Raw genomic sequence first — 13,267 nt, 5'->3', positions numbered from 1 at the left:
CTTGGCACCTTCTTAATATAGAAATACTATTCTATATAATTTATGCCATGGATGTCTTTAATTATGAATATATATCCGAAAACTCAATCATTATTCTCTCTATATTATTAGACTCTCCCTTCTCAAAATTGGATGTGTCTATATCCTTATCCGAAATTCTGCAAGGCAGTTCAATTATAAATTCACTTCCATTTCCCAAACTGCTGTTTAGGGATATAGTTCCATTATGCATTTCTACTAAAGCTTTCACTATCGATAATCCGATTCCACTTCCTTCTCTATTTCTAGAAAGGGACTTATCTACTTGATTAAACCTTTCAAAAATTGCTTCCTGCTTTTCTTCTGGAATTCCTATTCCATCATCTTTTACAGAAATTACTATATTATCTTCTTTCTCATACATAGTTACCTTTATATGTCCACCTTTATTGGTGAATTTTATAGCATTAGACAATAAATTTAAAATTATCCTTTCTATTTTATCTGGGTCACAAGCTATTATTTTTTCTTCTACAAATGTATCAAATATAAGCTCAATTCCTTTGCTCTCGATATACTCAGCTACAGATAAGGTAATAGATTCGACTACATTAACTATATCCGCATTAACTAGATCAACTTGAAAATACCCCGAATCAATCTTTGTAATGTCTATCAAGTTATTGATTAATCTAACGAGTCTATAGCAGTTCTGTTTTATGATACCCATATACTTTTCTATTTTGTCACCATTTTTTAAAGGTAAGTTTTCCTTTAAAAGCACATCCATCATTTGATGTCCTCCAAAAATTACATTTAGAGGGGTTCTAAGCTCATGAGATAGATTTGCAAAAAATTCTGTTCTCATCTCTTCGTATTTAATGCTCTCATTTAATGACTTTGTTCTTTCCTCTACTGTTTTCTCAAGTCCTTTATTTAACTCATTTATTTTTTCATACATATATGCATTTTGTATTGAGATTGCTCCTTGAAGAGCTAAAAGGTTTACTATAGTTAATTTTTCCTCACTGAAAACCCTAGATGCAAGTCTATTATCTAAATAGATTATTCCTATGAGTTCTCCTTTTTTTATTATAGGAGCACAAAGTAGTGATTTAACTTTGTTTCTAGAAATATAAGAATCTTGAGCGAACATTTCTTCATTATAAGCATTCTTTAAAACTACACTTTGTTTTGTAGAAGCCACATAATTGACAACATGTCTAGGAACCATATGATATTTATCCATACTAACAGGTTTTGAGAACAGTGAATTTATTTTATCTACACTTCCCTCTATGTGCACTAACAATTCTTCATTTTTATTTAAAATTAGACATCCCCATATTGCTCCTGTAGTTTCTATTAAAATTTTCATTAGTTTTTTCAGTAAATTTTCCAAAACAATTTCACTTGATATAGCCTGTGATGCTCTTATAGCCGCCATCATATCATAAGAATTTTTTATACCTGATTCATAAAATGTACTTTCTTTCTCATCATATTCTCTATTTTCATTATATACAAATGGCCATTTGTCATCTAACTTTTGAAAAAACTCTCCATACTTTTCTTCTAATTGCCTTAATTTCATTATTGCTCCCCACTTTTTATAAAAATCATAGGAAGAAATAATATAGCTTTTGTATAAATTTTTGCTTCCTTTTGACTTATAATGCTCTCCTGCCAACTCGTTAGCCAGAGCAGCATTATGAAACAACTGATTTTCTATAGACACTTTAATTGCCTTATCATAAAATGCTTCTGCTTTATCATACTTAGATTCAATCCTATATGTCTCTGCTTGGACAATTAAATAGTAACTAAGATAATTGGTTGGACAATTTTGGGCCCACTTTTTTATAATCCTATTATATTCTTTTAGTTTTTTAATATAATATTTTTTATTTTCAAAATTCTCTTTATCTATAACTGCGGATATAGTAAGTGCAGCATAAAAATAATAGAATACTTGTATTAATGTTCCTTTTAACACTTTTGCTTCTTTATCTCCTAAGTATATATACCTTGCTGCTTCGTAATAATTTCTATGAATATAATTTAATACTATAGCATAAGTATATCTTCCATTTAAAACTTCTTTATCATTTAGCAATGAATCATTATATGGTTTACAATTCATTACATGGCAGGTTTCTCCCATTAAATCTTCTATAATATTTTTAATAAGAAAAATTTGGCGGTTTATTTGATTTCTAGACTTATTTGTTGTCTTTATATATTTTTTAATAGTTTCGTATAAATGCCCTAATTCATCTCCTTTTATATAAGAAATGGCTACTATATTACTAGCAGTACATACACTTAATAAAATTTCTCCAGATTCTATACAAGTATTATAAGCTTTTTCCAAATATTCTAATACGGTTTCAAATTTCTCCGTCCAAGGTAAAATAAAACCACTAAAGCCCATAAGAGAATTGCTGAGAGCATGCTTATCATTCTTACAGGCTTCCAAGTCCATCAATCCAAATTTAAGACTTTTCTTATATCTTCCAATCAAACTCAAAAAAATGCCATATCCTATATTTGTAAAATATCTATTTTTTAAACTTCCATATTTTAATACAATATTAGTTTCCTTCAGTACAGTTAAGAAAAATAACTTTTTATTACTTAAAAAAGTAGCAATTCTTATATTAGATAACAATTTTTTTATTTCTACTTGATTTATACATCTTTTATCTATTAAATCTTTTTTAAATATACTGTATATATTTTTCCCTTTTAAATTCCAATAAACCTTAACTGCCTCAATAAATATTTTAAACCAGTGTATTCTTTTAGGGATCTTAACTCCAAATAATCTTAATCCTTCTATTCCTGTTTCTACCGCCTCTTTATATTTGCCAAAATAAATATCTACATGTATTTTCATGTTATAAACTCTAGCTATTTCCATATTTGTTTTAGCATGTTCTAAAATTACCTTTATTAATCTATCTGCTCTTTGAACGTTTCTATTCATATACTCACTTTCTGCAAGCTCTGAACTTATATCATATGCTAAGCTATAGTTAGTAATCCAACTATCTTCTTTAAGCAACTTATATCCTATTCTAAAATACTTCAACGCAACTTCATGAGCTGCAGATTTTTTAGCTTTTTTTCCTGCAATAAGATTAAGTTTTATTAAGTTGTGAATATCCTCCTTTTTTATTATTAATTTAAAAGCTCTATTAAGTTGACTTACAATCTGAAAAATTCTCTTCTCATCTCCACTATTTTGCAAAGTAGTACCTATCATATAATGATATTGCATTTTTATCTCTTTATTTATATGGTTATAAATCTGTCTATGTATTTGATTATGAGCAAATCTATAGATATAACTATTCTTATGCTCCAAATAGTAACTTTTTATATAGTTTATCTCTGAAACAATTATTCCTTCTTTTATGGCAGGCATAATGCAACTATAAATCTCATTTAAAGTTTTATTCATAATTTTACCTAAGATACCCAACTCAAATTCTATACCTATACAAGATGCTATTTGCAAAATCTCTTGAGTTTTATTTGGAAGCTTTTCTATTTTCTTTATAATTAAATCCAATACACTATTGTATATTCCTACACTCTTAACCGAATCAATATCCCAAGTCCATTGATTTATTTCATAATTAAATTTTAGTATTCCTTCTGAGTGTAAGGTATCTAACAACATTTTTATAAATAGAGGATTTCCACCTGTTCTTAAACTTATTAATTTTGTTAGCTCAGTGGTCCTCTCCTTGCTGCAATATAAAGTATCACATACTAAATCTTTTATACTTTTTTTATCTAATGGATTTAATCTAATGTTAGTTATATTTATTGAATTAGCATTTTCGTTTAAAATACTTTGCAAATGTATGTTTCTTCCATCTTCCTCTTCTCTAAAACTTCCTATTATAAGTAAATATTTATTTTCTTTATCAAATCCGTGCATAGATATAGCATTAATTGTAGCTGCATCAGCCCATTGTAAGTCATCCCAAAACATTACTACTGGATATTCCTTACACAAAAGCGACTTAAAAAATTTTCCAAAAACTCTATTAAATTTATTCTCCAATTCCGAATGAGATACAAACTCTATTGGTGGTTGTTTCCCTATAATATATTCTACCTCCGGAATTACATCAATTATAATTTGACCATTATCCCCCACAGCTTCTAATATCTTTTTCTTTATTTCTTTTAATCTTTCTTTGCTAGCCATTAATAGCTTTATAACTAACTCTCTCGTCGATTGGATTAGAGGTGCATAAGGTGAAGTACTATATTTATCGCATTTTCCAGATACAAATGTTCCTCCTTCTTTAATCACCCTACTTCGAATTTCTTTTATTATAGTTGTTTTTCCCATCCCTTCTGAACCAGTCAAATATACAACCTGTAACTCACCATTGCATGCCCTAAAATATTTATTCATTATTTCTTCTATTTCTTTATCTCTTCCATATATTTTGTTAGTAAACTTAAACTTATCAGATATATCATTTTCACAAATGTTAAATTCCTCTATGTATCCTTTATCTAGTAAAGATATACAACACTTTGATAAATCGCTTCTAATTCCATAGCTGCTTTTATATCTATCCTCTGGATCTTTTGATAAAAGCTTCATTATTATTTTAGAAACTACAACTGGTATGTTAGGATTCATCAAATGTGGTGGTATAGGATTTTTAGCAACAAGAGAATATGTAAGTTCCATTTCATTATTTCCTTTTATGGGAACAATACCTGTAATAGCTCTATAAAGAGTTACTCCGAAAGAATAAAAATCAGTTCTATAGTCTACCTCATTCCCTATTTTGCCTATTTGTTCTGGTGACATATACAGTATATTATAGCTAATATCATTATCTATATGCTCAAAATCTAGTAGCTTCACCTTATTCATATTCTTATAGATTATGATATTCTTGGGGTTAACATATCCATAAATCACATTTTTTTTATTATATTCTTCTATTTCATCAACTACTTCTAAAGCAATTTTTAAAAACTTTTCTAACTCTAAAGACTTTTCCATCAAAATTATATCTTCTAAACTTATATTATCCATATCATTATCGATTTCCATGTTACTCCCCCTGCCACTTTACGATTATATATCTTATTTTATATTAAATTAGATTAAAACACATTTATTTATATTATACTATATATTACATATAATTTAAATATTTGTAATATATATTCAAATGTTTTTAGTATTTATTTTATCTTCAGATATGATGTATAAAAAAAGTAGCTAAAAAAAACAATAAATAAAGTAAGCATAACTGCTAAATTTAATGTAGAGGTGAGAAGTTATGTATCCTGTTTATTTTCAACCACAGCATCAAGATAGTCAACCTGGTCTTGAAACTCTAATGAATCCAAGACCTATATCTCAAAACCCTTCTTATAAAAAAAGCGGAAAGTTATTAAACAAAGTTGCTATAATCACGGGAGGCGATAGCGGAATTGGAAAAGCTGTTGCTCTAGCCTTTGCAGATGAAGGAGCAGATATTACTATCGCATATCTTAATGAAGATGTAGACGCAGAGGAAACCAAATACCTAATAGAAAATAAAGGTAGAAAATGTCTTCTTGTAAAGGGCGATGTAAGCGATGAGTCTTTTTGTCGTACTATAGTTGACGAAACCCTAAAAGAATTTAAGCATATTGATATCTTAGTAAATAATGCCGGTGTTCAATATCCTCAAAATAGCATAACTGACATAACAACTGAACAACTTCATCATACATTTAGTACAAATATATTTTCTATATTCTATCTCATAAAAGCAGCTTTGCCTCATATGAAACAAGGAAACACTATAGTCAATACCAGTTCTGTAACAGCTTATGAAGGACATAAGACTCTCATCGATTACTCGGCAACAAAGGGAGCGATCTCGGCTCTAACTCGTTCCCTAGCTTTAAACCTGGCAGATAAAGGAATAAGGGTAAATGCTGTAGCCCCTGGACCTATATGGACTCCCTTAATTCCTTCTAGCTTTTCAAAAGATGAGGTGGCAAAATTTGGATTAGACACTCCTCTTGGTCGTGCTGGACAGCCTGCAGAACTTGCTCCAGCATATGTATATCTAGCTTCTGAAGATTCCTCTTATGTTACAGGACAGGTTATACATGTGAACGGTGGAAAAAGCACAAGCAGCTAGTACTTAGAAATTTTTTGCAACATAAAATATTTCTAAGTGGAGGTACCGCATGTGCCTCCACTTATCCACTTAAGAAAAATGATACGCATTTTTACAATTATTCCAAATATGAAAGTCCTGCATATGCAATTCCTAAGCTGTCTGAAATATCCTTATCTACTGTAACTAAATCATTTATGGACAATTCCGAAAAACTTGTCTTTCCCATGGCTATAAGGGCTAATTTCATTTCTTCTACGCATGAATTTAGAAAATTATTAAGATTATTAGCTCCCCTTTCTATGTCTAAGTCTTCAGTAAGTTTTCCGTCATAAACCACTAGTTGAGGAGTAGGTTCTGCCGGCGTTGCATTTACTGATTGATCTTGAAGCATTGCCACTAATGCAATAGATCCAATATATACTGCATTTGCACCTAGAGCTAAAGCTTTTAAGAACTGGCCTGGCGTTTTAAGTCCACCTGCTGCTATTAAATCATATTTGTCCTTTACTCCTTTCATTTCTAAATACTTTGCAGCTCTTGCAATAGCATATAGAGTTGGAAGTCCCATATCATCTTCAAGAGTTGGAGGTGCTACTGCTGTTCCTCCTTCAGCTCCATCAATCACTATATAATCTACATTGGTTTTCAATATTACATCTAGTTCTTTTTCTATATAATGAGTAGCTGCAATCTTAATTCCAACTGGAACATCATACTTTTCCTTTAATCCATTTAATAAGTTTATTATATCCTGCGTTGTGTTCACTCCAGTAAGTCTTGCCTTTAGCACAGCATCTTCTCCTTCATTAAGATGCCAAGTACTTCTTAGGTGCTCATCAATTTTTTCTCCACTGGTTACAGATGGAACTGCTCCTCCCCAAGCACCTTGACCTAGCTGAACTTCAATTGCATCAAGCTTTGATAACTGTTCTTCTGTATTCATCCATTCACCACGATGATATTGTCCTATTAAATATTTAGCAGCTTCCCTTTCTTCATTTGAAAGTGCTGATTCCCCTGTATTTGTACATGTACCTGCAAGAGTTGCTCCTTTAGCTAAAGCTATTTTTGCTTTTAAACTTAAAGAACCTCCATAGGACATACCTGTAATCATGATTGGCATAGAAAGTTCTAAAGGTGCTTTTGCATTTTTACCAATAGTAATTCCTGTATTTATTGGTGATTTATCATCTGTAGGTAATGAAAAAAGCTGAGTTGGACTTAAAAACAACTTTTCCCAAGGTGACTGCACATTAGGACTTCCATAAGCCCTTTTTAAAACTTGACCTGACTGTGCTCTCATCGACGCTTCAATAATGGCCCTTAGGGTAAGTTTTTGAGCCGCTGTAGCCATTACAAAAAGATTTTCATTGTACTGATCTTTAAGCATTCTTTCCATCATCTCATCTGATGCACTGTTTATCAAACTTCTTATTATTCCTTGAAACAACATTATTTACCTCCTCCGTTTAAAAAATACTGAGCATTTTTCTTATTATGTCACCATTTTTTGAACAATAGCAAAAAATTATTCATACATAATAAATATTTAATTTTATAAATTTAGATATAGTTTGAAATACTAAATATGAAGGAGGTATATAATTATGTCTGACAATAAATATAAAGAACGTTTCATGTCAATACCTATAGAACATCATGAAACTGCTTCTTGGGCTAACATAGAGGAGTTCAAGCCAATTTCTCAAGTTACTATTCCAAGCGAGTTTCAAATCTGGGAAGCTAAAGACTGGGTGGAAGAAAACGAAAAATAGCTGTTTTTATTTTAATAAAGGAGGTTTACTAATGTCAGATAACAAGTATAAAGAACAGTTTATGTCAATGCCTATTGAGCGTCATGAAACAGCTGCTTGGGCTAACATAAAGGATACAAAGCCTGTATCTCAAGTAACTAAGCCAAGCGAGTTTGAAGTATGGGAGGCTAAAGACTGGGTAGAAGAGAACGAAAAGTAGCTTCTTGTAAATACTAATTGCTAGTAATTAAATAAGAAAGCCATAAAAGTATGTTATTACTCTTATGGCTTTCTTATTTTTTTAATATAATTTTAAACTTAAATAATCTCTAACCTATTATAGGTATCCGCAATCCTCCAAAGTCTTATAAACTCTATATTTTTCTTTAGCTTGCTTTTCTGCTTCTGCATATAGATTTTCTGCAATATCTGGGAACACATTAGCTAAAGATGTATATCTGATTTCTCCATTTATAAAGTCTCTATAAGACTTAGTAGGTTCTTTAGATTCTAGCTTAAATGGATTCTTTCCACTTTCCTTTAGCATAGGATTATACCTATATAGATGCCAATATCCTGCTTCTACAGCTTTTTTCTCTTCCATTATGCTAGTTCCCATACCAGTTCTTATACCATGATTAATACATGGTGCATAAGCTATTATAAGTGAAGGTCCCTTATATCTTTCTGCTTCTATTATAGCTTTTATAGTTTGATTCATATTAGCACCCATGGCTATTTGAGCCACATATACATAACCATAAGTCATAGCCATAAGCCCAAGATCCTTTTTCTTTATTCTCTTTCCTCCAGCTGCAAATTTTGCAACAGCACCTATAGGTGTTGATTTTGAAGCTTGACCTCCAGTATTAGAATATACTTCTGTGTCCATTACAAATATATTTACATCCTCACCTAAAGCAAGAACTTCATCAAGACCTCCATATCCAATATCATAAGCCCATCCGTCTCCACCTATAATCCATTGAGATTTCTTAACCAAGTAATCCTTATATTCAAGAATTTGCCTAATTATTTCATTTTCTGCACCTTCATGATCTTTGTGTTTCTTTAATACCTCTAACAATCTTGCAGATGCAACTTTTGAAGCATCACCATCATCTTTAGATTGAAGCCATTCATGGCAAGCTTCTTTTATTTCTTCATGTATATTGCTATCTATAGCTGCTTTCATTAAATCTGCTAATTTATTTCTTATTTGCTTAACTGCTAAGAACATACCATATCCATATTCTGCATTATCTTCAAATAATGAGTTTCCCCAAGCTGGACCTTTTCCTTCAGCATTAGTAGTATAAGCCATAGATGGCGCACTAGCTCCCCAGATTGAAGAACATCCTGTAGCATTAGCTATCATCATTCTATCTCCAAATAATTGAGTTAGGAGTCTAATATATGGTGTTTCACCACATCCAGGGCAAGCACCATTGAACTCAAGAAGAGGTCTTCTAAATTGACTTCCCTTTAATGTTGTTGGATCCATAGCATCTTCTTTTGGAATTATAGTAGTTGCAAATTCCCAGTTTTCTGATTCCATCTCCATTTCATGTTCTGCAGGTTTCATTATTAAAGCTTTGCCTGGAGCTGGACAAACATCTGCACAGTTTCCACATCCAGTACAATCCATTGGAGCAACTTGAATACGATATTGATATTTCTCTAAACCTTTACCAGTTGCTTGCTTAGTTTTAAATGTATCTGGTTTTTTCTTTACTTCATCCTCATCAAGAAGGAATGGTCTTATAGTAGCATGTGGACAAATATAAGAGCATTGATTACATTGAATACATTTATCAATCTGCCATTCTGGTATCATTACAGCAATTCCACGTTTTTCATAAGCTGTAGTCCCATTAGGGAATAATCCGTCTTCCATTCCTTTGAAGGCACTTACAGGAAGCTCATCTCCTTCCATTCTAGCCATAGGTCTTTGAATGTTTTTAACAAAGTCTGGTTCATCTTTAATTGGGAATTTCTTTTCTTCTTCCTCAGCATTAGCCCAAGATTCTGGAACCTTAACCTCAACAAGTCCTTCTATACCTCTATCTATGGCAGCCTGGTTCATATCTACTATATTTTTACCCTTTTTACCATATACCTTTACTACAGATTCTTTAAGATATTTTACAGCGTCTTCTACTGGTATTATATTAGCTAACTTAAAGAAAGCTGCTTGCATTATCATATTTATTCTGTTTCCAAGTCCTATTTCTGATGCTATTTTTACTGCATCAATAATATAAAATCTTATATTTTTTTGTGCAATATATCTTCTTATAGATGCTGGTATTTTTTCCTCTAACTCATCTTCATTCCATGGACAATTAAGCACAAATACTCCATTTGGTTTTAATCCCTTTAGTATATCATAGTTATATATAAAAGCTCTGTTATGACATGCTATATAGTGTGCATCATAAACTAAATAAGGAGATTTTATAGGCTTCTTACCAAATCTTAGGTGTGAAACAGTAGTACCACCTGACTTTTTACTATCATAAGAGAAATAAGCTTGAACATGTAAATCCGTATGATCCCCAATTATTTTTACTGCTGTTTTATTTGCTCCAACAGTACCATCAGAACCTAATCCCCAGAACTTACAACTTATTGTTCCTTCTGGAGTAGTATCTATTATTTCTCCTTCTGGAAGTGATGTACCTGAAACATCATCTACTATTCCTATAGTAAATCCATCTTTAGGTTTATCTTGCTTTAAATTATCAAATACAGCTATAATTTGAGATGGTCTAGTATCCTTTTGACCAACTCCATATCTTCCACCAACTATTACAGGTCTGTTTTCCTTATTATTAAATAAATGAATAACATCTTGATATAGTGGCTCACCTAAAGAACCAGGTTCTTTTGTTCTATCTAAAACAGCTATTTTCTTTACACTGCTTGGGAATACATTAAAGAAGTATTTTTCACAGAATGGTCTATATAAATGTACCTTAACAACACCAACTTTTTCTCCTTTTTGCATCAAGTAATCTACTACTTCTTCTATTGTATCGCAAACAGAGCCCATAGCTACTATTACATATTCTGCATTTTTATCTCCGTAATAATCAAATGGATGATATTCACGGCCAGTAAGATTCTTTATCTCTTTCATGTAATAATCTACAATATCAGGAACAGCTTCATAGAATGGATTAACTGATTCTCTTAATTGGAAGTATATGTCTGGGTTTTGTGTTGTTCCTCTATGTGTTGGGTGCTCTGGGTTTGTTGCTCTTTGTCTAAACTTCTTTATAGCTTCATGATCTACAAGTCTAGCTAAATCTTCATAATCTATTGCTTCTATCTTCTTATATTCGTGCGATGTTCTAAATCCATCAAAGAAATGTAAAAATGGTATTCTTGACTTTATTGCGGCCAAATGAGCTACACAAGCTAAGTCCATAGCTTCTTGAACACTTGAAGATGCAAGCATTGCAACTCCCGTCTGACGAGTAGCCATTACATCTTGATGATCTCCAAAAATTGAAAGTGCTTCTGTTGCAATAGCACGTGCACTTACATGAAGCACTCCAGGTAATAATTCTCCTGCTATTTTATACAAATTAGGTATCATTAAAAGTAAACCTTGAGATGAAGTATATGTGGTTGTTAGTGCTCCCCCTGCAAGTGATCCATGTACAGCTCCTGCTGCTCCCGCTTCTGATTGCATTTGGGTTACATTAACTACCTGCCCAAATATATTTTTTCTTCCATGAGCAGCCCATTCATCTACCATTTCTGCCATGGGTGAAGATGGAGTTATTGGATATATAGCTGCAACTTCAGTAAAGGCATAAGATGCATAAGCAGCTGCTTGGTTTCCATCCATAGTCATAATCTTTCCCATAATTTAACCTCCTTATATAAAAAAATTACTCTGTACTTTATCTATTATTTGATTTTACAAAATTACCATACATAAAATTTGCTATAAAAATTTAAATTTTATTAACTATGAGTTTCTGTTTTAGACTTTTTTGAAGTTCTGCTATCTTTTAATAAATCTTTAATATATATAACACCTAAACTTATCATGGGAATAATAATTTGCATAGGCATATGTATGTATTTAGGCGTAAACTCCAATCCTATCTCTATATGCTGAAAATAATTTTTTGCTATAATTTTAGATAAAAACACAATTATTACGCCAAATGGAAGTACTAAACACCTTGTACTCTTTGTTTTAAGCATTTGTGATGTTCCAAGAACTGCACCATACATAAACATTGCAGTCTTATATACTCCTCCAATTACTAGCATTGCCATTACAAGTACCTCTATTCTGGTAATGAAGTTTCCTACTCTTACTAAAGCCGCAGCTGTAAGTAAAGGAAAGGCAGCTTTTTTTGTGATCTGCAATCCTAGGGTTATCAAATAGAAAAATTCATTCAAAGCTAAAGTTATTCCTAAAAATACAACTGCAGAAATAGATACTATTTTTATCTTTTTACTATTTTCATTAACAAAAGGATATATCATAGTAAATAAGACTGTTTCTCCATATGGAAAGGTTATTAGTTTCCATCCACTTTTTATTACAAACCAGACTCCTTCTTGAAAAATAGGCTCTATATCTATTTCTCTAACTCCTCCTCTGGTAAGAACCAGCATTATTAATATGACAGCAGGAGATAATATTAAAAGCAGGAATACAATTTCAACTACGCGTCCTATAACCTCAATTCCGCAATATACATCGTACATTGCAATTATAACAAAGGTCAATGCTACCACCATCATGGGTGTTCTAGTTAATCCAAAAAGCCTTGATAACTCTACATAATCTCTTATTATTCTTGAAGACATATACGCAAAATACACAATGTATAAGCATCCTATAAAATTACCCAAAATTTTCCCATATATCTTGGGCATATATGTTATTATGGTATCATTAGGGAACTTCTTATGAAAAGATATATAAACTATTTGCAAAAAAATAGCTCCTAAAATATAAAATAGCATAGCTACCCATGCACCCGCTTCCGTTTCAGGAGCTAAAAAGAAAAGAACGGCACTGCTGTATGGTAAAAGAACAATCATCATGAATAATTGAGGTATGCTTATACTTTCTCTCATATTACTTATTTTCACCCACCATCTTTAAAACACAATACAAAAAAATGCGCAGCATTTTTCTTAAGTGGATAATAAACGTGAATAATCTTTTTAATATTGAACTGAAGTATGAGATTTGCATTGTAAAAAGCATTAAGCTAGCATTAGAAGCTTTCATAAATGCAAATCTCATATATCATATATAATGTTCGATATTAAAGATTGTCACAATTTATTTCTATGTTATTTATTTTCTTCATTTCTTCCTTTTTCTATGCA

General features: G+C 31.4%; 7 protein-coding genes. 3 read left to right on the top strand and 4 right to left on the bottom strand.

The window, feature by feature from the left end; translation table 11 throughout:
* Nucleotides 1–61 precede the first annotated feature (61 nt).
* Nucleotides 62–5,074 carry an ATP-binding protein gene (locus CPAL_RS06885; RefSeq protein ID WP_106024313.1) on the bottom strand — a complete coding sequence of 1,671 codons (5,013 nt, stop codon included), beginning with the start codon at nucleotides 5,072–5,074 and terminating at the stop codon, nucleotides 62–64.
* Between the two features lie 232 nt (nucleotides 5,075–5,306).
* Between CPAL_RS06885 and CPAL_RS06880 the strand changes: the two genes are divergently transcribed.
* A complete protein-coding gene (locus tag CPAL_RS06880; protein ID WP_106024312.1) occupies nucleotides 5,307–6,161 on the top strand; it encodes an SDR family oxidoreductase in 855 nt (284 codons plus the stop codon).
* A 97-nt stretch (nucleotides 6,162–6,258) separates the two neighbouring features.
* Here the strand turns inward: CPAL_RS06880 and CPAL_RS06875 are convergent, their stop codons facing one another.
* Nucleotides 6,259–7,596 (bottom strand): FMN-binding glutamate synthase family protein, encoded by a 1,338-nt coding sequence (locus CPAL_RS06875; protein WP_106024311.1) that lies wholly within the window; start codon nucleotides 7,594–7,596, stop codon nucleotides 6,259–6,261.
* A gap of 154 nt (nucleotides 7,597–7,750) precedes the next feature.
* On the opposite strand from CPAL_RS06875, the gene CPAL_RS06870 reads away from it, so the two are divergent.
* Entirely contained in the window at nucleotides 7,751–7,918 is a 168-nt protein-coding gene (locus CPAL_RS06870; protein WP_082787859.1) for a CDIF630_02480 family spore surface protein, read from the top strand.
* A gap of 31 nt (nucleotides 7,919–7,949) precedes the next feature.
* The gene (locus tag CPAL_RS06865) at nucleotides 7,950–8,117 is read left to right on the top strand and encodes a CDIF630_02480 family spore surface protein (protein ID WP_082787858.1); all 168 of its coding nucleotides are present in this window, start codon (nucleotides 7,950–7,952) and stop codon (nucleotides 8,115–8,117) included.
* Nucleotides 8,118–8,234: 117 nt separating this feature from the next.
* Here CPAL_RS06865 and nifJ read toward each other — a convergent pair whose 3' ends face one another.
* Both nifJ and CPAL_RS06855 read right to left on the bottom strand, forming a co-directional pair.
* Entirely contained in the window at nucleotides 8,235–11,774 is a 3,540-nt protein-coding gene (gene nifJ, locus CPAL_RS06860; protein ID WP_061858273.1) for a pyruvate:ferredoxin (flavodoxin) oxidoreductase, read from the bottom strand.
* Nucleotides 11,775–11,875: 101 nt separating this feature from the next.
* Nucleotides 11,876–13,009, bottom strand: coding sequence for a GerAB/ArcD/ProY family transporter (locus CPAL_RS06855; RefSeq protein ID WP_106024310.1), 1,134 nt, complete (start codon nucleotides 13,007–13,009; stop codon nucleotides 11,876–11,878).
* Nucleotides 13,010–13,267 lie beyond the last annotated feature (258 nt).

Origin of the sequence: Clostridium thermopalmarium DSM 5974 (assembly GCF_002995795.1) — a bacterium.
Lineage (GTDB): Bacteria > Bacillota > Clostridia > Clostridiales > Clostridiaceae > Clostridium_H > Clostridium_H thermopalmarium.
The sequence above is the reverse complement of the archived record's forward strand: the minus strand, read 5'-3'. Positions and strand labels throughout refer to the sequence as shown.

Excerpts from the sequence above, each read along its gene's own strand:
- CPAL_RS06885 (WP_106024313.1), bottom strand. The coding sequence starts at position 5,074 with ATGGAAATCGATAATGATATGGATAATATAAGTTTAGAAGATATAATT.
- CPAL_RS06880 (WP_106024312.1), top strand. The coding sequence starts at position 5,307 with ATGTATCCTGTTTATTTTCAACCACAGCATCAAGATAGTCAACCTGGT.
- CPAL_RS06875 (WP_106024311.1), bottom strand. The coding sequence starts at position 7,596 with ATGTTGTTTCAAGGAATAATAAGAAGTTTGATAAACAGTGCATCAGAT.
- CPAL_RS06870 (WP_082787859.1), top strand. The coding sequence starts at position 7,751 with ATGTCTGACAATAAATATAAAGAACGTTTCATGTCAATACCTATAGAA.
- CPAL_RS06865 (WP_082787858.1), top strand. The coding sequence starts at position 7,950 with ATGTCAGATAACAAGTATAAAGAACAGTTTATGTCAATGCCTATTGAG.
- nifJ (WP_061858273.1), bottom strand. The coding sequence starts at position 11,774 with ATGGGAAAGATTATGACTATGGATGGAAACCAAGCAGCTGCTTATGCA.
- CPAL_RS06855 (WP_106024310.1), bottom strand. The coding sequence starts at position 13,009 with ATGAGAGAAAGTATAAGCATACCTCAATTATTCATGATGATTGTTCTT.